The organism is Leclercia adecarboxylata (assembly GCF_006171285.1).
Lineage (GTDB): Bacteria > Pseudomonadota > Gammaproteobacteria > Enterobacterales > Enterobacteriaceae > Enterobacter > Enterobacter barmai.
The window spans coordinates 2,045,516-2,066,835 of the sequence record NZ_CP040889.1 but is presented as its reverse complement, the minus strand read 5'-3'; the positions used below and the strand labels follow the sequence as shown (position 1 = coordinate 2,066,835).

The window sequence follows — 21,320 nt, the reverse complement described above, 5'->3', positions numbered from 1 at the left end:
GGGGGTTTTATGGCTCGTTTTCTGTTTTGTAGTTTTGCGCTGGTGCTGCTTTATCCATCAGGCATCGATATGTATCTGGTGGGGCTGCCGCACATCGCCCGGGATCTGGGCGCCAGCGAAGCGCAGCTGCATATCGCGTTTTCAGCCTACCTTGCGGGGATGGCGTCATCGATGGTGTTTGCCGGAAAGATTGCCGACAAAGCCGGGCGACAGCCCATCGCCATTACCGGTGCCGTGATTTTCGCCCTCGCCTCGGTGCTCTGTTCAATGGCGCAGGAGAGCACCCTGTTCCTGTCCGGGCGCTTTATCCAGGGCATCGGCGCGGGCGGTTGCTACGTGGTGGCCTTTGCGATTTTGCGCGATACCTTAAGCACCCAGCGCCGCGCCAAAGTGCTCTCCATGATGAACGGCATCACCTGCATTATCCCGGTGCTGGCGCCGGTGGTGGGCTACCTGATCATGCTGCAATTTCCGTGGCAGAGCCTGTTCTGGACGATGGCGGCAATGGGGATGCTGGTCTTTATCCTGTCGATCGCGGTGCTGAAAGAGACCCATCCCGGGGCACAAAACCGGGGTCATACCGCGTCGGTGCCGCCGGAAGAGAAGCTGCTCAACCGCTTCTTCATCAGCCGGTTGCTGATCACCACCCTGAGCGTGGCGGTGATCCTGACCTATGTAAACGTTTCCCCGGTGTTATTAATGGAAATCATGGGTTTTGATCGCGGGGAATATTCCACGGTGATGGCGTTAACCGCCCTGGTCAGCATGGCCGTATCCTTCTCGACGCCGTTTGCGCTGAATATCTTCAGCCAGCGCACGCTGATGCTCACCTCTCAGGTGCTGTTCCTGGCGGCAGGCATGCTTCTGGCGACCGCCAGCTCATCAGCCCTGATGCTGGCAGGTATCACCCTGATTTGCGCCGGGTTCTCGGTGGGCTTTGGCGTGGCGATGAGCCAGGCGTTAGGCCCGTTTGCGCTGCGCGCGGGCGTGGCCAGTTCGGTGCTGGGCATCACTCAGGTTTGCGGCTCATCGCTGTGGATTTGGCTGGCAGCAATAATTGGGCTGAATGCATTGAATATGCTGATCGGGGTTCTGATTGGCTGTAGCATGCTCTGCATCATCCTACTTATGGTCATTCGGCCCGCAGCGCAACATGAAGAAGCCCCTCAGCAATCTCGATCTTAACCTGTTGTTGTGCCTGCAGCTTTTGCTACAGGAGCGCAGCGTCACCAAAGCCGCGAAACGGATGAACGTCACGCCGTCCGCGGTGAGTAAATCGCTGGCGAAGCTGCGCGACTGGTTCGACGATCCGCTGTTTGTGAAGACCCCGCTGGGGCTGCTGCCAACCCCGCTGACGGTGAGTCTGGAGCAGGATCTGGCCGACTGGATGCAGATTGGCAACCAGATCCTCGATAAATTCCACCATGACTCCCCCGGCGGCCTGACCTTTGAGCTGGCGGCAGAAACGCCGCTAATGCTGATCCGCTTTAACGCCCTGCTGGAGCAGGTGAATCAGCGTTATCCCCAGGCGACCGTGAAGATGCGCCACTGGGATTACGATTCGCTGGACGCTATTACCCGCGGAGAGGTCGACCTCGGTTTTACCGGCCGTGAAACGCACCCCCGCTCCCGCGAATTGCTGAAGCTGATGCCGTCGAAATTCTGTTCAGCGACCGTCCGTGCGTCTATCTGCGCGAGGATCACCCGGCCCTCCAGGAAGAGTGGAACCTGGAGACGTTCCTGCGCTATCCGCATATCAGCATTTTCTGGGAGCGTAGCGACACCTGGGCGCTGGATGAGGTGCTGAGAGAGATGGGGCGGACGCGTAATATCGCCATGAGCTTGCCCGGATTCGAGCAGTCGATGTTTATGGCGGCGCAGCCGGGTCATAACTACATTGCGACGGCACCGCACTACTGCCATCACTATAATCAGCTTCACCAGCGTAAGCTGGTTACCCTGCCGATCCCCATTGATGAAGCGCAGGCGCAAAAGCTCACCGTGCCTTTTACCCTGATCTGGCATAAGCGTAACAGCCACAACCCCAAAACCCTCTGGCTGAGAGAAACCATTAAGGCGCTGTATGGTTCGCCGTTGCGCTAAATGTCTGGTTTTTGGCTAAGAAAATGTAAAGTTCCGCCGCAAAACTTCCATTACCCCCATTTAGCCATTAAAACAGTAAGCAAGTTAAGCGATAATCATGTAACCGTTTAACCTGACGACTAACCATTATCATGGAGTGAAAAATGGCTACGCATTTTGCAAGAGGGACGCTGACCGAGGGATGGGTGGTTTCGACCAGGCTCTCGCCATCCTGCCACAACGAAGCGCGAAAGCTTCCTGAACATCGTCGAATACGTTTTTTGGCCTCCCGGGCGCTGCTCGCGGAGCTGATGTTTATGCTTTACGGCACCAGCGAGCTGCCGGAAGTGATTACCGAACCTGAGGGTCGCCCGGTGTTTGCCGATCCAGAGCTTCCCCGTTTTTCCATTGCCTACGCCGGCAATATCGTGGGCCTGGTGCTGACCACCGAGGGCGACTGCGGTCTGGATATGGAGCTGCAGCGAACCATTCGCAGCCTGGATGGTACCCACGCGCATGACACCTACCCGCTGTCCAGCAACGAGAACTTATGGGTGCGTAATCAGAACGACCCCAATGAAGCCAGAGCGCAGCTGATTACCCTGCGCCAGTGCATCCGTAAGCTGTCAGGCGAGGCCAACGACTGCGCCAGCCTGCTGCAACTGTTACCGGGCTCCGGTCGTCTGCGGGCCTCCAGAGCCGCGCAGGTCGAAGCCTTAAGCGACGCCGAAGACGTGCTGATCTGGTCGATTGCCGTCACCCCGGCCATTGAAAGGCTAAAAATCTGGGAGTTCGACGGCCGCCTTGGATGGCAAAGCCTGCCGGACGTTCCCGCCCGCGCCAACGAACCGGCGGCTCGCCTGATGCGGCTGACCAGTCTACCGGCGGAAAAAGCGATTATCCTCACCTGACCCTTCAGCAGGGCCATCATGATGAAGAAGGAGTAGTGATGTCTGATACGTTGAATGTTGTTACGTTACTGGGAAGCCTGCGCAAGGGTTCATTTAACGGGATGGTTGCCCGCACCCTGCCGAAGCTGGCACCTGAGGGGATGGAAATTACCGCCCTGCCGTCGATCGGTGATATTCCGCTGTACGACGCGGATGTGCAGCAGGAAGAGGGATTCCCGGCTGCGGTAGAAGCGCTGGCAGAGCAGATCCGTCAGGCAGACGGCGTGGTGATTGTCACCCCGGAATACAACTATTCCGTGCCGGGTGGCCTGAAGAACGCCATTGACTGGCTCTCTCGCCTGCCGGAACAGCCGCTGGCGGGTAAACCGGTGCTGATCCAGACCAGCTCAATGGGGGCTATCGGCGGCGCGCGTTGCCAGTATCACCTGCGTCAGATCCTGGTGTTCATGGATGCGATGGTGATGAACAAGCCGGAGTTTATGGGCGGTGTGATTCAGAACAAGGTCGACCCACAGACGGGTGAAGTTGTTGACCAGAGCACGCTGGATCATCTGAGCGGCCAGCTGAGCGCATTCGGGAAGTATATTCAGCGGGTTAAAGCGTAAGGTGGGTTCGAGGTAAGGGGTGGGTGCGGCCTGATGCCCTCACCCTCGGCCCTCTCCCACAGGGAGAGGGTGCAAACACTAAAAACAGCAACTTACGTTGCTGTTTTGCTTTTGTTAAGCATCAATAAACGCAATCTTCAGAATGAACAGCAGCGCAACGACCATCACGCACGGGCTGATCTCACGCCAGCGTCCGGTACCCGCCTTCATCACACAGTAAGAGATAAAGCCCAGCGCAATCCCTTCGGTAATGGAGAAGCTGAACGGCATCATCACTGCGGTAATAAAGGCCGGAACCGCTTCGGTCAGGTCATCCCACTTCACGCGCGCCAGGCTGGAGGTCATCAGCACGCCCACGTAGATCAGCGCACCGGCGGCGGCGTATGGCGGCACCATACCGGCCAGCGGGGAGAGGAAGATCACCAGCAGGAACAGCAGGCCGACAACCACCGCGGTCAGACCGGTACGGCCACCGACAGAAACCCCGGAAGAAGATTCGATGTAGGCGGTTACAGAGGATGTACCGATAAAGGAGCCGGTCACGGAGGAGATACTGTCCACGAACAGCGCCTGCTTCATGCGCGGGAATTTGCCTTTTTCATCTGCCAGACCGGCTTTGTCAGTCACGCCAATCAGCGTACCGGAGGAGTCAAACAGGTTCACCAGCATGAAGGAGAAGATCACTCCAGCCAGACCCAGGTTCAGCGAGCCCGCCAGATCGACATGGCCAATCACCGTGGTGACGCTCGGCGGCGCGGAGACGATGCCGTTATAGTGCACGTCGCCCAGCATCCAGCCCAGCAGGGTGGTGACGATGATCGACACCAGCACCGCCGCGTGGATATTACGCGAGGCCAGAATAGCGATGATGAAGAAGCCCAGCACCCCCAGCAGCACGCTGTGGGAGGTCAGTTTACCGATGCTGACCAGCGTTTCCGGGTTCGCCACGATCACACCGGCGTTTTTCAGCCCCATCATGCCGATGAACAGGCCGATACCGCTGGTGATGCCCACGCGCAGGCTGACCGGGATATTGGCAATCATCCAGTAACGCACGCGGAAAATGGTCAGGATCAGCAGACCGACGGCACCCCAGAAGATAGCCCCCATGCCCACCTGCCACGGCAGGCCCATCGCCTGAACCACGACGAAGGCGAAGAAGGCGTTCAGACCCATCGCCGGTGCCAGAGCAACCGGCAGGTTAGCGAACAGCCCCATCAGGATGCTGCCGAAGGCGGCGATAAGACAGGTAGTAACAAAGACGGCGCTGGTATCCATGCCAGCAACGCCCAGAATTTGTGGGTTCACGAAAACGATATAGACCATCGTCAGGAAGGTAGTGAAACCGGCGATCACTTCGGTGCGTGCCGTCGTGCCGTGTTCGCGCAGTTTAAACACGCGCTCAAGCAAACCCGCGCCAGAAGACTGGGTAGTGTGTTGTTGACTCATCATCTATTTCCGAACAAGGAGGGAAAATCCGTCGCTATCCTATACCAAAATGCGACAATAAGGGCGGTTGAGAGGCACTTTTTTTCATTGAATTTGCTTATACGGCAACGATTGCGTCTCAACGTTATGTAGTACGTAAACGTTAAACTTGTTAAAAAAAGGGAAATGCATGTCTCAGATTGAAGCGGTATTTTTCGACTGCGACGGTACGCTGGTCGACAGTGAGGTCATCTGTTCCCGGGCGTATGTCACCATGTTCCAGGAATTTGGTATCACGCTCGATCTCGAAGAGACGTTCAAACGCTTTAAGGGCGTGAAGCTCTACGAGATCATCGACATCATCAACGCTGAACACGGCGTTAGCCTCGCGAAAGCGGATCTGGAGCCTGTTTACCGCGCCGAGGTCGCACGCCTTTTCGACTCCGAACTGGAAGTCATCGCAGGTGCGAACACCCTGCTGGATGCCATGGCGGTGCCGATGTGCGTGGTCTCTAACGGCCCGGTCAGCAAAATGCAGCACTCCCTTGGCAAGCTGCAGATGCTGCACCATTTCCCGGAAAAACTGTTCAGCGGTTACGATATCCAGCGCTGGAAGCCGGATCCGGCGATGATGTTCCATGCGGCGAAAGCGATGAACGTCAACGTGGAGAACTGCATCCTGGTGGATGACTCCAGCGCAGGCGCGCAGGCGGGGATCGCCGCAGGCATGGAGGTATTCTACTTCTGTGCCGATCCGCACAACCCGCCGCTCGACCATCCAAAGGTCACTGTCTTCACCGAGCTGGCGCAGCTGCCGGAACTGTGGAAAGCGCGCGGCTGGAATATCACCCGCTAAAAAAACAAAGCCGGATAGCGTTAGCGCTTATCCGGCCTGTGAATGATGTCAGCCCGGTTAGCGCAGCGCCACCGGGCATGTTAAAGCAAGTTACTCTTTCGGATCTTTACCCGCGAGCATTTTATCCAGTTCATCCCCGCCGACGTGACGGAAATCCTGCCCCTTCACGAAGTAGAAGATGTATTCGCAGATGTTCTGGCAACGGTCACCGATACGCTCGATAGAGCGAGCGCAGAACAGCGCGGTCAGTACGCTTGGAATGGTACGCGTGTCTTCCATCATGTAGGTCATCAGCTGACGCACAATGCCTTCATATTCCTGGTCGACTTTCTTGTCTTCGCGGTAAATACGCACCGCTTCATCCAGATCCATACGCGCAAAGGCATCCAGCACGTCATGCAGCATCTGCACGGTGTGGCGGCCCAGCGACTCCAGGCTCACCAGCAGCGGCTGGTGCTGCTGGGAGAATTTTTCCAGCGCAGTACGGCAGATTTTGTCCGCCACGTCGCCAATACGTTCCAGCTCGGCGATGGTTTTGATGATCGCCATAACCAGACGCAGGTCGCTCGCCGTTGGCTGACGCTTGGCGATAATGCGCACGCAGGCCTCATCGATAGCGACTTCCATCATGTTGACGTTTTTGTCGCCTTCCACCACGCGCTTCGCCAGCTCGCTGTCCTGGTTGTGCATCGCGGTGATCGCGTCAGAGAGCTGCTGCTCTACCATACCGCCCATGGTCATCACCTGGGTGCGGATACTTTCCAGCTCGGCGTTAAACTGGCCGGAAATGTGTTTATTAAGATTGAGATTATCCATTGCGCACTCCTGAATCAGCCGTAGCGTCCGGTGATGTAGTCTTCTGTTTGTTTCTTCGCAGGCTTGGTGAACAGGTCGTCCGTTTTACTGAACTCAATCAACTCGCCCAGGTACATAAATGCAGTGTGGTCGGAACAACGGGCAGCCTGCTGCATGTTGTGCGTCACGATCACCACGGTGTAATCCGCTTTCAGCTCGGTGATCAGCTCTTCGATACGCCCGGTGGAGATCGGGTCCAGCGCTGAGCACGGCTCATCCAGCAGCAACACTTCAGGACGGATAGCGATACCGCGCGCAATGCACAGACGCTGCTGCTGACCACCGGAGAGAGAGTACCCGCTCTGGTGAAGTTTATCTTTGGTTTCGTTCCATAATGCGGCCTTGGTCAATGCCCACTGCACGCGCTCATCCATATCGGCGCGGGAGAGCTTCTCAAACAGGCGCACACCAAAAGCGATGTTGTCATAAATGGACATCGGGAACGGCGTCGGTTTCTGGAACACCATACCCACTTTCGCGCGCAGCAGGGCGATATCCTGGGTATTGGTGAGAATGTTGTCGCCATCCAGCAGGATTTCGCCTTCGGCACGCTGCTCCGGATAGAGCGAATACATTTTGTTAAAGGTACGCAGCAGCGTGGACTTACCGCAGCCAGACGGACCGATAAACGCCGTTACCTGGTTTTTGGCAATATCCAGATTGATGTTCTTCAGGGCATGGAACTTACCGTAGTAAAAGTTCAGATCACGAACCGAAAGAATACCCGGGGCAGTATCAACCATACTCATTGACTCATTTCCTCATCCGGCGCCGCAGAGTGCCACGCCGTCAATAATTAACCGTGTTTCTTCTTCGCGAAAATAACGCGCGCCAGAATGTTCAGTAACAGTACGCACAGGGTAATAATCAGTACCCCGGCCCAGGCCAGTGACTGCCATTCGGCAAACGGGCTCATCGCAAATTTAAAGATCGTCACCGGCAGGTTGGCGATCGGCTGCATCATGTCCGTGCTCCAGAACTGGTTGGAGAGCGCGGTGAAGAGCAGCGGGGCCGTTTCACCGGCGATACGGGCAACGGCCAGCAGCACGCCTGTCAGGATCCCCGAGACGGAGGCTTTCAGGGTGATGGCAGAAATCATCTTCCACTTTGGCGTGCCCAGAGCGTAGGCCGCTTCACGCAGGCTGTCCGGCACCAGTTTCAGCATGTTCTCGGTGGTACGGATGACGATAGGCACCTGCAGCAGCGCCAGCGCAATCACGCCCGCCCAGCCGGAGAAATGTTCCATCTGCGCCACTACGATGGTGTAAACGAACAGGCCGACCACAATCGATGGGGCAGAGAGCAGGATGTCGTTGATAAAACGAATCACCTCCGCAATCCAGGATTTACGGCCGTACTCCGCCAGATAAATCCCCGCCATGATGCCAAGCGGCGTGCCGAAGACGGTCGCCCAGAGGATCAGCAGGCCGCTGCCCGCCAGGGCGTTAGCCAGACCGCCACCCGCCGTATTTGGCGGCGGCGTCATCTCGGTGAACAGCGCCAGGGACATACCGTCGATACCGCGCGTCACCGTGGAGAACAAAATCCAGATCAGCCAGAACAGACCAAATGCCATGGTTGCCATGGAGAGCGTCAGGGCGAGGCGGTTTTTCATGCGGCGTTTTGCCTGCATTTTGCGGCGGGATTCCGCCAGCGCCACGGTATTTTGCATTTCGAGCGTAGCCATCAGCGTGCCCCCTCATTTTTCGCCAGGCGCATGATCATCACTTTAGAGATCGCCAGAACGATGAAGGTGATAACAAACAGAATTAAGCCCAGTTCCATCAGCGCAGCAACGTGCAGGCCGGATTCCGCTTCGGCGAATTCGTTAGCCAGCGCAGAGGTGATGCTGTTACCCGGCATATAGAGCGAGGCGCTGTCGAGCTGGTAGGTATTACCGATGATAAAGGTCACCGCCATGGTTTCACCCAGCGCCCGACCCAGACCCAGCATAATGCCGCCGATCACCCCATTTTTGGTGAACGGCAGGACGATACGCCAGATAACTTCCCAGGTGGTGCAGCCGATACCGTAGGCCGACTCTTTCATCATCACCGGGGTCTGTTCAAAGACATCGCGCATAACCGCCGCAATGTACGGAATAATCATGATGGCGAGGATCACGCCTGCCGCCAGGATGCCGATACCGAAAGCCGGACCGGAGAACAGGGCGCCCACGAACGGGATAGCGGAAAGGACGTTGCCCACAGGCTCCTGGAAGTAGGTCGCAAACAGCGGGGCAAAAATAAACAGGCCCCACATGCCGTAAACGATACTTGGGATCGCCGCCAGCAGCTCAATGGCGATACCGAGCGGACGCTTCAGCCAGTTCGGCGCCAGTTCGGTCAGGAACAGGGCGATACCGAAGCTCACCGGCACTGCAATCAGCAGGGCGATAAACGAGGTGACCAGAGTGCCGTAGATCGGTACCAGCGCACCGTAGATATCGTTCGGCGCATCCCACTCTTTGGTCCACAGGAAGGAGAAACCAAATTTCTGGATGCTCGGCCAGGAGGAGAAAATCAGGGACACGATAATGCCACCCAGCAGCAATAGCACAATCAGCGCAGCCAGTTTTACCAGCGCGCTGAAAATCATGTCACCTTTTTTACCCGGAGGGTTAAATGCAGGCTTGGTTGCAGCCATAAATTACTCTTCTGTTTGAGACGTCTTACGAATATGCCCGGCGGCGCTGGCGCTTACCGGGCCTACAGTCGGAACCGTAGGGCGGGTTAGCGTTAGCGCCACCCGCCATCTTCGTCAAAAATATCCTGTTAGTACAGCGCTTTACCGCTGCTGTCTTTCACGTTGGTTTTCCATGCAGCACGAATCTGCTCAACCACGCTGTCCGGCAGGCTGGCGTAATCCAGGTCGTTAGCCTGTTTGCCGCCGTTTTTGTATGCCCAGTCGAAGAACTTCAGCACTTCAGCGCCCTGCTCTGGCTTCTTCTGATCTTTGTGGACCAGGATGAAGGTGGTAGAGGTGATTGGCCATGCGTCTTCGCCTTTCTGGTTCGTCAGATCCTGAGCGAAAGATTTGCTCCAGTCAGCGCCTTTGGCAGCGTTAGCAAAGTTCTCTTCGGTCGGGCTGACAGGTTTGCCGTCGGCAGAAACCAGTTTGGTGTAGGCCAGGTTGTTCTGCTTGGCGTAAGCGTATTCTACGTAGCCGATTGAGCCAGGCAGACGCTGTACGAACGCGGCGATACCGTCGTTACCTTTACCGCCCAGACCGGTTGGCCAGTTAACGGTAGAGCCAGAACCGACTTTGGATTTCCACTCTTCGTTCACTTTCGCCAGGTAGCTGGTGAAGACGAAGGAGGTACCGGAGCCGTCAGCACGACGAACCACAGCGATGTTCTGCGAAGGCAGTTTCACGCCCGGGTTCAGTTTAGTGATGGCTTCGTCATCCCATTTTTTGATTTTGCCGAGGTAGATATCACCCAGGGTTTTGCCATCGAGCACCAGTTCGCCGGACTTCAGGCCAGGGATATTCACCGCCAGCACAACACCACCGATAACGGTCGGGAACTGGAACAGGCCTTCCTGCGTCAGTTTTTCATCAGACAGCGGAGCGTCAGATGCGCCGAAATCAACGGTATTTGCGGTAATTTGTTTAACGCCACCGGAGGAGCCGATACCCTGGTAGTTCACCTTGTTACCAGTCTCTTTCTGGTAGGTATCAGCCCATTTGGCATACACCGGCGCAGGGAAGGTTGCACCAGCGCCAGTCAGGCTTGCCTCTGCAAACACAGAGAACGCGCTCATCGATAAGGTCGCGGCGACAACAGTTGCGACAGTGGTACGCATAACTTTCATAATGTCTCCTGCAAGATTTTCGTAAATCGTTGTTTAGTGGCTACGATGAGCAAAATAGGACAAAGAGGTGACAGATAAATGTACGAATTATGACAGTTTTATGACAGCGAGAATTTCGCTTTGGGAATATTAAAATAACTCTTTAATATCAGTATCTTGAGCATCATTATGACATTAAGATTTCAGAAAAATTTTCTTTCTGTGACACTGAAAAAGTTAGCTGAAGATGACAGTTTGTCATTAAAAAAGGCGGGATAAAGCGGATAAAAAAGCTCCACCCGAAGGTGGAGCCTGAAGGGATTACTCTACGGTCACGGACTTCGCCAGGTTACGCGGCTGGTCGACGTCGGTGCCTTTGATCAGCGCGACGTGGTAGGCCAGCAGCTGCAGCGGAACGGTATAGAAGATTGGCGCAATCACCTCTTCCACATGCGGCATCTCGATGATGTGCATGTTGTCGCTGCTGGTAAAGCCGGCATCGCTATCGGCGAAGACATACAGCACACCGCCACGGGCACGCACTTCTTCGATGTTGGACTTCAGTTTTTCCAGCAGTTCGTTATTCGGTGCCACAACAATAACCGGCATATCCGCGTCGATCAGCGCCAGCGGGCCGTGCTTCAGCTCGCCTGCCGCATAGGCTTCTGCGTGGATATAGGAGATCTCTTTGAGCTTCAGCGCGCCTTCCAGGGCAATCGGATACTGATCGCCACGTCCGAGGAACAGAGCGTGATGCTTGTCGGAGAAATCTTCCGCCAGAGCTTCAATGCGCTTGTCCTGGGAGAGCATCTGCTCAATACGGCTTGGCAGCGCCTGGAGACCATGAACGATGTCATGCTCAATCGCCGCATCCTGGCCTTTCAGACGGGCCAGTTTCGCCACCAGCATCAGCAGTACCGTCAGCTGGGTGGTGAACGCTTTGGTGGAGGCCACGCCGATTTCGGTGCCGGCTTTGGTCATCAGCGCCAGGTCGGATTCACGCACCAGCGAGGAGCCCGGCACGTTACAGATTGCCAGCGAGCCCAGATAACCCAGCTCTTTAGACAGACGCAGCGCCGCCAGGGTATCAGCCGTTTCGCCGGACTGGGACAGGGTGATCATCAGGCTGTTACGACGCACGGCCGATTTGCGATAGCGGAATTCGGAGGCGATCTCCACATCACAGGGTACGCCTGCCAGGGCTTCGAACCAGTAGCGGGAAACCATACCGGAGTTGTAGGAGGTGCCGCAGGCCACGATCTGAATGTGCTCAACGTTTGCCAGCATTTCGTTGGCGTTAGCGCCCAGCTCGCTCAGATCCACTTCACCGTGGCTGATGCGCCCGGTCAGGGTGTTTTTGATGGCGTTCGGCTGTTCGTAAATCTCTTTCTGCATGTAGTGACGGTAAGCGCCTTTGTCGCCCGCGTCGTACTGCAGGTTGGATTCGATATCCTGACGTTTTACCGGCGCGCCAGATTTATCAAAGATTTTAACGTCGCGACGGGTCACTTCCGCAATATCACCCTCTTCCATGAAGATGAAGCGACGGGTTACCGGCAGCAGCGCCAGCTGATCGGAAGCGATAAAGTTCTCACCCATCCCCAGACCAATCACCATCGGGCTGCCAGAGCGGGCTGCCAGCAGGGTGGACGGATCGCGGCTGTCCATGATCACGGTGCCGTAGGCGCCGCGAAGCTGTGGGATGGCGCGCAGGACGGCTTCACGCAGCGTACCGCCCTGCTCCAGCTCCCAGTGAACCAGGTGGGCGATCACTTCGGTGTCGGTTTCAGAGACGAAGGTATAACCACGCTCGGTAAGCGCTTCGCGCAGCGGTTCGTGGTTTTCAATGATGCCGTTATGCACCACCACAATGTGTTCAGAGACGTGCGGGTGCGCGTTGCCTTCCGAAGGTTCACCGTGGGTCGCCCAGCGGGTATGGGCAATGCCTGTACCACCGTGCAGCGGGTTCTCTTCTGCGGCCTGCGCCAGCATGTTTACTTTACCGAGACGACGCAGACGGGCCATATTCCCTTCGGCATCCACCACTGCCAGACCGGCAGAGTCATAACCACGGTACTCCAGACGACGTAACCCTTCGAGAAGGATTTCAGCAATATCACGCTGCGCGACTGCGCCAACAATTCCACACATAGTTAGATTTCCTGATTTTGGCATTATGCCATGCGTTGTCGCTGACCTGTTTTGCCCTTTTTACGGGCGCCCCGAGCCTTGTAGAGAGTGGGGTTATATTTTTAGTTACTGCCTTTGGGCGGGGGATTATGTTATCCCCTCAACCCTGTCTGCCTGATGCAGCTACGCCTTATCAGGCCTACAAAAATCTTACTTCTTCACCGGACGTTTCCAGCCCTGCTTGTGCACCTGCGGCACACGGCTGATCACCAGCTCGTTATCCGCCACATTGCGGGTGACGGTGGTCCCGGCGGCAATGGTGACCCCTTTACCGATGGTCACTGGCGCCACCAGCTGGGAATCTGAACCTACAAACACATCGTCACCGATGATGGTTTTAAACTTGTTTGCGCCATCGTAGTTACAGGTGATGGTACCCGCGCCAATATTGACGTTGTCGCCGATCTCCGCATCACCCAGATAGGTCAGGTGCCCGGCTTTGGAGCCTTTGCCCAGACGCGCTTTTTTCATTTCAACGAAGTTGCCGACGTGTGCGCCTTCCAGCAGCTCAGCGCCCGGACGCAGACGGGCAAAAGGCCCGATGGTGCAGGCGGCTTCCAGATGGGCATCTTCCACCACGCTGTACGGGCTGATTTCGCAGTCATCGCCAATCACGCTGTTTTTGATCACGCAACCAGTACCGATTTTGACGCGGTTACCCAGCGTTACGTTGCCTTCCAGAATAACGTTAGTATCGATTTCGACGTCGCGCCCGTGGTTAAGCACCCCACGCAGATCGAAACGCGACGGATCGCGCAGCATAACCCCAGCCAGCAGCAGTTTTTCAGCCTGCTCGGACTGGTAAATACGTTCAAGACGGGAAAGCTGGAGGCGGTTATTCACGCCGTCCGTTTCGCTGATGCGCGCCGGATGAACGGCAACGATCTCACGCCCTTCCTGATACGCCATCGCGATGATATCGGTGATGTAGAACTCGCCCTGGGCGTTGTTATTGTTCAACTGCGACAGCCAGCGCTTCATGTCTGCGCCGTTGGCGATCAGTATACCGGTGTTAATTTCCTGGATTTCACGCTGCGCATCGGTGGCATCTTTATGCTCGACAATGCCCGTCACTTTGCCGTTTTCACGCGTGATACGGCCATACCCGGACGGATCGTCCAGCTTGACGGTCAGCAGACCAATGCCGCCCTGCGGCTTCGCGGCACGCAGGCGAACCAGCGTCTCGACGGAGATCAGCGGCACGTCGCCGTAGAGCATCAGAATGTCTTCGTCGTCGGAGAAGAACGGGGCAGCCTGCTGCATGGCGTGGCCGGTACCCAGCTGTTCAGCCTGCAGCACCCAATTGAGCTTGTCATCACGCAGCGTCTGCTTCAGCAGATCGCCGCCGTGGCCGTAAACCAGATGCACCTGGCTCGCGCCCATTTCATTAGCGGCATCAATAACATGCTGCACCATCGCTTTCCCTGCCAGGGTGTGCAGCACTTTAGGAAGATCGGAATACATGCGGGTGCCTTTGCCTGCGGCAAGAATGACCACGCTCATTGCAGTGTTCAACATACACGTCCTGACTGTAATTTGAGTGAAAAGTAAAACCCTTTGGCGTTGAAAATTCTACATATTTTGCGCCATAAAATGGAGTGGTGGTAAAGCGCGCAATGTCGCCTGCTTCGGGCGTTATAAAGGTTCTTTTTACCGCAAATTAAGGGGCTTTGCCTGTGAAATATAGCCTCCTTTAGCGAAGTCTCCAGCCCTCACAACACGTTAGTGATTTTTTCGCTGCAGAAATAAAGCCTTCCGTAACCAAAACGCTGTTTTAATTATCGAAATGTGTGACGCGTAAAAAAGAAACACCGTTTTATTCTGATAATAATAGCGCTCAATTATTACTCAGGAGAATAAGATGAAGTCTACAATACCTCTGGCCCTGATGATGTGTAGCGCCTTTTCCGCGATGGCAACGGAACAACCGCATGTCTGGAAAGCCATTGCCTTTGGGCAATCAACGGATCTGAATTTTTCCTCGAACGTCCTGCCCGAAAAAATCGGCACTAACGATGTCACCATCGACGGGAAAAAGCTTTCCGTGCAGGAGAGCGCCGATCTGACAAAAGCCATTACCCTGGAAAGTCGGGGCGGCAAAATCGCCAACTCCCACGACGGATTAACCTTTTTCTATACCGAGTTACCTGCGAGCGAGAATTTCGTGTTGCAGGCCAATATTCGGGTCGACCAGTTTGGACCGGAGAACGGCGCAAAACCCGCCGCGCAGGAAGGCGCCGGGCTGCTGGTACGCGATGTCCTCGGCAACCCGCGTCAGGAGCCGCTGAAAACCGGCTATGAAGAGTTCCCGGCGGCATCGAACCAGGTGATGAACGCCATCATGACCCAGGATAAAAAAGATCATCAGCGGGTGAAGCTGCAGGCCATCACCCGGGAGGGGATCAGCCATCCCTGGGGAGATGCCGGGGCCGCGATTAAAAAACAGAGTTACAAGGAAGAGGTGGACCTGAGCCAGACACCAGAGTTTCGTCTCAAACTCCAGCGAACCGACGACGGGTTTATTACCGCCTGGGCTCCGCTGGACAGCGACGCCTGGGTCAGCAAGAGCGTGCCGCGCGCCGACCTGATTTCGGTGCAAAACAAGGATCACTATTACGTCGGCTTCTTTGCGTCCCGCAATGCCAAAATTACGGTGACTAACGCCTCGCTGACCACCACCAGCGCCCATACCGTGCCTTCCGCGCCCTGGCAGGCAGAGCCGCTGCCGGTCGTGGTGCAGCTGGCGTCCGGCACCGTGAGTACTTCGTCAGATTATCTGCTGCAGGCCCGGGCCAATGAGGACGGGGTATTCAGCGTAAGACAAAACGAAGTGGTGATCGGTAATGAGAAAGCGGTGAAAGCGGGTGAGATGTATACCCTGCCAGCCCGCGTCGAGCAGACCAGCACCTTTACGCTGACCTTCACCCCTGCTGACGGAAAATCCGTAAATCAGCAACTTACCGTGGAACGCGTTGCGGACAGAGATACGGCGCTGCTGTACGTCGCCCCGGAAGGAAAAGCAGATGCGAAAGGCACAGCCGATGCGCCACTGGATCTCGCCACCGCCATCACGCTGGTGGCACCCGGCGGCAAACTGATGCTAAAAAGCGGCGATTACCCGCGCAGCGAAATCCCGCTCTCTGCCAGCGGCACCCACGACAAGCTCAAAACGCTGGAGGCTGACGGGAAAGTGGTGATCCACGGTCTGCTGCTGGATGCCAGCTACTGGCATATCAAGGGTATCGACGTCACCGGGAAAAGCCTGCGCGTCCAGGGCAGCCATAACCTGATCGAGCGCGTCACGGCATACCGCAATGACGACACCGGGATCCAGATCTCCTCTCCGGAGAAGATCGGCCGGCCACTATGGGCGAGCTACAACCGGGTCGTGGATTCCGAATCTTATGCCAATGAGGATCCCGGCAAGATTAACGCCGATGGCTTTGCGGTGAAGATGCGGGTCGGGGAAGGTAACCGGCTGGAGCATTGCTATGCCCACGATAATATCGACGACGGTTTTGATCTGTTCAACAAGATTGAAGATGGCGCAAACGGCGTGGTGGTGATCGAGAACTCGGTGGCCAGCAATAACACCAGTAACGGCTTTAAGCTCGGCGGGGAAGGGCAGCCGGTGGCGCACCAGATCCGCAACAGCAAAGCCACGGGCAATCACCTGGACGGTTTCACCGATAACTTTAACCCCGGCAAGCTGGTGGTGGAGAACAACATCGCTGTGGATAACCAGCGCTTCAACTATATCTTCCGCCCGAGCCCGTACGGAGATGTCTCAACCCAGGGAATCTTTACCGGCAACCTGTCGATTCGTAATAAGCCAGGCGAGTATGACGATGCGGTGGTGGGAACCGTTGATAACACCAACTACTTTATTGCGAAGGGTAAAAGCGTGAACAGTGACGGGAAGGAACTGGATAAAACGCAGGTAAAAATGTAATCGCCAGAGAGGCGCTTCGCTTATCACACTACGGTAAGCGTGGCGCCACCCGGCATATCAGCACTTAGTTATTGAACGTACCGAAAGAGACGTTCATGTTGCTGAAAAGGGCGATGATTTTGTTGATGGTTTTCATGATGGCATCCTGATATTTTTGGAGTTCAGTTTTGTGATATTCATCACAAAACGAAGTCTACTCCTGACCATTTCGCCGATCAATCTTTTTGTGACGTAAATCACAAAATAATAAAACATCGTTTTAGTTTCAGATTTAGTGAAACGGAACCATAAAAAAAGCCAGTCTGGAGACCAGACTGGCTTTCGTACTTTCAAGCCGGTGTTACATCGCTTTTTTGGTCAACTCGATAACGCGCAGTTTCGCGATCGCTTTGGCCAGCTCTGCAGACGCCTGAGCGTAATCCACGTCGCCATGAGAGCTCTTAATGTGCTCTTCTGCTTTACGCTTCGATTCCAGAGCTCGCGCTTCGTCGAGATCCTGGCCACGAATTGCGGTATCAGCCAGTACGGTCACGCTGCCAGGCTGCACTTCAATAATGCCGCCAGACAGATAGATAAACTCTTCATGACCGAACTGTTTAACGATGCGGATCATACCAGGCTTAATGGCGGTGAGCAGCGGGGCGTGACCCGGGAAAATACCCAGTTCACCTTCGCTACCCGTTACCTGGATTTTCTCGACCAGACCAGAGAACATTTGTTGCTCTGCGCTGACGACGTCCAGGTGGTAAGTCATTGCCATATCACCCTCCGATTAAGGCGTTAAAGTTTTTTGGCTTTTTCCACGGCTTCGTCGATGGAACCCACCATATAGAACGCCTGCTCCGGCAGGTGATCGTATTCGCCTTCCATGATGCCTTTAAAGCCACGGATGGTGTCTTTCAGCGCAACGTATTTGCCCGGGGAACCGGTAAATACTTCTGCTACGAAGAACGGCTGGGACAGGAAGCGCTGGATCTTACGCGCACGTGCTACCACCAGTTTGTCTTCTTCAGACAGTTCATCCATACCCAGGATGGCGATGATGTCTTTCAGTTCCTGATAACGCTGCAGCAGGGACTGTACGCCACGCGCGGTGTCGTAGTGTTCCTGACCAACAACCAGAGGATCCAGCTGACGGCTGGTGGAGTCCAGCGGGTCAACGGCCGGGTAGATACCCAGAGACGCGATCTGACGGCTCAGTACCACGGTTGCATCTAAGTGAGCAAAGGTGGTTGCTGGAGATGGGTCAGTCAGGTCATCCGCAGGTACGTATACCGCCTGAACGGAGGTAATAGAACCGGTTTTAGTAGAGGTGATACGTTCCTGAAGAACACCCATCTCTTCCGCCAGCGTTGGCTGATAACCTACCGCAGAAGGCATACGACCCAGCAGTGCGGATACTTCCGTACCGGCCAGGGTATAACGGTAGATGTTGTCAACGAACAGCAGTACGTCACGACCTTCGTCACGGAACTTCTCAGCCATGGTCAGACCGGTCAGCGCAACGCGCAGACGGTTTCCAGGTGGCTCGTTCATCTGGCCGTAAACCAGGGATACTTTGTCCAGAACGTTGGAGTCGGTCATTTCGTGGTAGAAGTCGTTACCCTCACGAGTACGCTCACCCACGCCTGCAAACACGGAGTAACCGGAGTGCTCGATCGCGATGTTACGGATCAGCTCCATCATGTTTACGGTTTTACCTACACCCGCACCACCGAACAGACCAACTTTACCGCCCTTCGCAAACGGACACATCAGGTCGATAACTTTGATGCCGGTTTCCAGCAGTTCCTGAGAGCTTGACAGCTCTTCGTAGGAAGGTGCTGCGCGGTGGATAGCCCAACGCTCTTCTTCGCCGATATCGCCTTTCATGTCGATCGGCTGACCCAGGACGTTCATGATACGACCCAGGGTTGCTTTACCTACTGGTACTTCGATTGGGTGTTCGAGGTCTTTAACTTCCAGACCACGACGCAGACCGTCGGAAGAACCCATGGCGATGGTACGCACGATACCGCCGCCGAGCTGCTGCTGAACTTCCAGCACCAGGCTCTCATTACCATTCTGAACCTCAAGAGCATCGTACACGCGCGGTACGGCATCCTGAGGGAATTCGACGTCAACCACGGCGCCGATTACCTGGACAATTTTTCCAGTAGCCATCTTGAATCCTCTACGAATTAACCTGGTTATACCGCGGATGCACCACCGACGATCTCGGTGAGTTCCTGAGTAATGCTGGCCTGACGAGCTTTGTTGTATACCAACTGCAGCTCTTTAATCAGGCTGCCGCCATTGTCGGTCGCGGCTTTCATCGCCACCATACGTGCGGCCTGCTCGCTGGCCAGGTTTTCTACCACGCCCTGATAAACCTGGGATTCAACATAACGACGCAGCAGGGTATCCAGCAGCGGTTTTGGATCCGGTTCATACAGGTAATCCCAGGATTTATGCTTCAACTCTGGCTCGTCTGACGCCGGTAACGGCAGCAGCTGAGTGAGGGTCGGAGCCTGAGACATGGTGTTAATAAATTTGTTGCTGACAACGTACAGCCTGTCCAGACGGCCTTCATCATAGGCCTGCAACATCACTTTAACCGGGCCGATCAGTTCGGACAGGGACGGGTTATCACCCATACCGGTCACCTGGGCGACAATATTGCCACCTACGGAATTAAAGAAAGAGACGCCCTTAGAGCCGATCATCGCGATATCGCTCTGAACGCCTTTATCGGACCAAGCTTTCATATCCGCCAGCAGCTTTTTGAACAGGTTAATGTTCAAGCCGCCGCACAAACCACTGTCGGTCGACACCACCAGGTAGCCCACGCGCTTAACGTCGCGTTCTTCCAGGTAAGGGTGCTTATATTCCAGATTACCGCTCGCAAGGTGACCAATCACTTTGCGCATGGTATCTGCATAAGGACGGCTGGCCGCCATACGCTCCTGCGATTTACGCATTTTGGAAGCGGCGACCATCTCCATCGCTTTAGTGATCTTTTGCGTGTTCTGGACGCTTGCGATCTTACTACGTATCTCTTTTGCGCCGGCCATGAGCTTCTCCTCAATGCCTTGCGGTCTGCCCTAAGACAGACCGCCAGACGTTACCAGGACTGGGTTGCTTTGAAGGAATCGAGCAGGCTCTTCAGCTTGCCTTCGATTTCGTCGTTATAGCCACCGGACTGGTTAATCTCTTGCATCAGTGAAGCATGGTCACGGTCAGCGTAAGCCAGCAGAGCGGCTTCGAAGCTACCGATTTTCGCCAGTTCTACATCCCCCAGATAACCACGTTCTGCTGCGAACAGTACCAGACCCTGCTGTGCGACTGACATCGGGGCATACTGTTTCTGTTTCAGCAGTTCGGTCACTTTCTGACCGTGGTCAAGCTGTTTACGGGTTGCATCGTCAAGGTCGGATGCAAACTGGGAGAACGCTGCCAGTTCACGATACTGTGCCAGCGCGGTACGGATACCACCGGACAGTTTCTTGATGATCTTGGTCTGCGCTGCACCACCAACACGGGATACGGAGATACCCGGGTTAACCGCCGGACGAATACCGGAGTTAAACAGGTTGGTTTCCAGGAAGATCTGACCATCGGTAATGGAGATTACGTTGGTCGGAACGAACGCAGAAACGTCACCCGCCTGGGTTTCAATGATTGGCAGCGCGGTCAGAGAACCGGTTTGGCCTTTCACTGCACCTTTGGTGAAGTTCTCAACGTATTCCGCGTTAACGCGGGATGCACGCTCCAGCAGACGGGAGTGCAGATAGAATACGTCGCCCGGGAATGCTTCACGTCCTGGTGGACGACGGAGCAGCAGGGAAACCTGACGGTAAGCAACGGCCTGTTTAGACAGGTCATCATAAACGATCAGTGCATCTTCACCGCGGTCACGGAAGTATTCGCCCATTGCGCAACCGGCATACGGTGCCAGGTATTGCAGTGCAGCAGATTCAGAAGCGGTCGCCACAACAACGATGGTGTTGGACAGCGCGCCGTGCTCTTCCAGTTTACGAACCACGTTAGAAATGGTGGACGCTTTCTGGCCGATAGCCACGTACACACATTTGATGCCGGAATCGCGCTGGTTGATGATCGCATCGATTGCCATCGCGGTTTTACCGGTCTGACGGTCACCGATGATCAGCTCACGCTGGCCACGGCCGATTGGGATCATGGCGTCGACGGATTTATAACCGGTCTGAACCGGCTGGTCGACGGACTGACGGTCGATTACGCCTGGTGCGATAACTTCGATTGGCGAGAAGCCATCGTTATCAACCGGGCCTTTACCGTCGATTGGCGCACCCAGGGTGTTCACCACGCGACCCAGCAGGCCACGGCCAACTGGAACTTCAAGAATACGGCCAGTACACTTAACCTTCATGCCTTCGGCGAGGTCAGCATACGGACCCATCACAACTGCACCTACGGAGTCGCGCTCCAGGTTCAGTGCGATAGCGTAACGGTTACCCGGCAGGGAGATCATTTCACCCTGCATACAATCGGCCAGGCCGTGGATGCGGATAACACCGTCGCTTACAGAAACAATAGTACCTTCGTTGTGAGCTTCACTCACAATACTGAACTGAGCAATGCGCTGCTTGATCAGTTCGCTGATTTCGGTGGAATTCAGTTGCATGC

17 protein-coding genes and 1 pseudogene are annotated in these 21,320 nt (G+C 55.5%); 6 read left to right on the top strand and 12 right to left on the bottom strand.

Translation table 11 applies throughout. The annotated features are described in order from the left end of the window. The first annotated feature begins 9 nt into the window (after positions 1-9). From FHN83_RS11670 to FHN83_RS11655, 4 genes and pseudogenes are all read left to right on the top strand, one after another. Positions 10-1,185: an MFS transporter gene (locus FHN83_RS11670; RefSeq protein WP_139563885.1), complete on the top strand. Its 1,176-nt coding sequence runs from the start codon at positions 10-12 to the stop codon at positions 1,183-1,185. Next, a pseudogene (gene yidZ / locus FHN83_RS11665) lies at positions 1,154-2,103 on the top strand (HTH-type transcriptional regulator YidZ). Before FHN83_RS11670 ends, yidZ begins: the two are co-directional and overlap by 32 nt. A gap of 143 nt (positions 2,104-2,246) precedes the next feature. After that, positions 2,247-2,993 (top strand): 4'-phosphopantetheinyl transferase family protein, encoded by a 747-nt coding sequence (locus FHN83_RS11660; protein WP_039032228.1) that lies wholly within the window; start codon positions 2,247-2,249, stop codon positions 2,991-2,993. Positions 2,994-3,031: 38 nt separating this feature from the next. Continuing rightward, positions 3,032-3,598 carry an NADPH-dependent FMN reductase gene (locus tag FHN83_RS11655; protein WP_139563884.1) on the top strand — a complete coding sequence of 189 codons (567 nt, stop codon included), beginning with the start codon at positions 3,032-3,034 and terminating at the stop codon, positions 3,596-3,598. A gap of 114 nt (positions 3,599-3,712) precedes the next feature. Here the strand turns inward: FHN83_RS11655 and adeP are convergent, their stop codons facing one another. After that, positions 3,713-5,047: an adenine permease AdeP gene (gene adeP, locus FHN83_RS11650; RefSeq protein ID WP_138370942.1), complete on the bottom strand. Its 1,335-nt coding sequence runs from the start codon at positions 5,045-5,047 to the stop codon at positions 3,713-3,715. Between the two features lie 169 nt (positions 5,048-5,216). Here adeP and yieH point away from each other — a divergent pair, with 169 nt between their 5' ends. Continuing rightward, positions 5,217-5,882 carry a 6-phosphogluconate phosphatase gene (yieH, locus tag FHN83_RS11645; RefSeq protein ID WP_039032225.1) on the top strand — a complete coding sequence of 222 codons (666 nt, stop codon included), beginning with the start codon at positions 5,217-5,219 and terminating at the stop codon, positions 5,880-5,882. 90 nt (positions 5,883-5,972) lie between these two features. Here yieH and phoU read toward each other — a convergent pair whose 3' ends face one another. From phoU to glmU, 7 genes are all read right to left on the bottom strand, one after another. Continuing rightward, entirely contained in the window at positions 5,973-6,698 is a 726-nt protein-coding gene (gene phoU / locus FHN83_RS11640; protein WP_039032224.1) for a phosphate signaling complex protein PhoU, read from the bottom strand. 14 nt (positions 6,699-6,712) lie between these two features. Next, complete coding sequence (gene pstB / locus FHN83_RS11635; protein ID WP_039032223.1) at positions 6,713-7,486, bottom strand: phosphate ABC transporter ATP-binding protein PstB; 774 nt, start codon at positions 7,484-7,486, stop codon at positions 6,713-6,715. A 47-nt stretch (positions 7,487-7,533) separates the two neighbouring features. Next, positions 7,534-8,424, bottom strand: coding sequence for a phosphate ABC transporter permease PstA (gene pstA / locus FHN83_RS11630; RefSeq protein WP_039032222.1), 891 nt, complete (start codon positions 8,422-8,424; stop codon positions 7,534-7,536). After that, positions 8,424-9,383, bottom strand: coding sequence for a phosphate ABC transporter permease PstC (gene pstC, locus FHN83_RS11625; RefSeq protein WP_032615515.1), 960 nt, complete (start codon positions 9,381-9,383; stop codon positions 8,424-8,426). Before pstC ends, pstA begins: the two co-directional genes overlap by 1 nt. Before the next feature lie 128 nt (positions 9,384-9,511). Continuing rightward, entirely contained in the window at positions 9,512-10,552 is a 1,041-nt protein-coding gene (gene pstS, locus FHN83_RS11620; RefSeq protein ID WP_039032221.1) for a phosphate ABC transporter substrate-binding protein PstS, read from the bottom strand. Positions 10,553-10,852: 300 nt separating this feature from the next. Continuing rightward, entirely contained in the window at positions 10,853-12,682 is a 1,830-nt protein-coding gene (gene glmS, locus FHN83_RS11615; RefSeq protein WP_139563883.1) for a glutamine--fructose-6-phosphate transaminase (isomerizing), read from the bottom strand. Between the two features lie 189 nt (positions 12,683-12,871). After that, a complete protein-coding gene (gene glmU, locus FHN83_RS11610; protein ID WP_139563882.1) occupies positions 12,872-14,239 on the bottom strand; it encodes a bifunctional UDP-N-acetylglucosamine diphosphorylase/glucosamine-1-phosphate N-acetyltransferase GlmU in 1,368 nt (455 codons plus the stop codon). Between the two features lie 343 nt (positions 14,240-14,582). Between glmU and FHN83_RS11605 the strand changes: the two genes are divergently transcribed. After that, entirely contained in the window at positions 14,583-16,673 is a 2,091-nt protein-coding gene (locus FHN83_RS11605; protein WP_139563881.1) for a right-handed parallel beta-helix repeat-containing protein, read from the top strand. 340 nt (positions 16,674-17,013) lie between these two features. On the opposite strand, the gene FHN83_RS11595 is transcribed toward FHN83_RS11605, so the two are convergent. From FHN83_RS11595 to atpA, 4 genes are read right to left on the bottom strand one after another with little or no spacing between them, the layout of a single operon-like run. Further along, positions 17,014-17,433, bottom strand: a complete 420-nt coding sequence (locus FHN83_RS11595) for a F0F1 ATP synthase subunit epsilon (RefSeq protein WP_039032217.1) — start codon at positions 17,431-17,433, stop codon at positions 17,014-17,016. A 20-nt stretch (positions 17,434-17,453) separates the two neighbouring features. Beyond that, positions 17,454-18,836, bottom strand: coding sequence for a F0F1 ATP synthase subunit beta (atpD, locus tag FHN83_RS11590; RefSeq protein WP_039032216.1), 1,383 nt, complete (start codon positions 18,834-18,836; stop codon positions 17,454-17,456). Between the two features lie 26 nt (positions 18,837-18,862). Then, on the bottom strand, positions 18,863-19,726 hold the full coding sequence (gene atpG, locus FHN83_RS11585; RefSeq protein ID WP_139563879.1) for a F0F1 ATP synthase subunit gamma: 864 nt from the start codon (positions 19,724-19,726) through the stop codon (positions 18,863-18,865). 50 nt (positions 19,727-19,776) lie between these two features. Next, on the bottom strand, positions 19,777-21,318 hold the full coding sequence (atpA, locus tag FHN83_RS11580) for a F0F1 ATP synthase subunit alpha (RefSeq protein WP_139563878.1): 1,542 nt from the start codon (positions 21,316-21,318) through the stop codon (positions 19,777-19,779). Between the last annotated feature and the right edge of the window lie 2 nt (positions 21,319-21,320).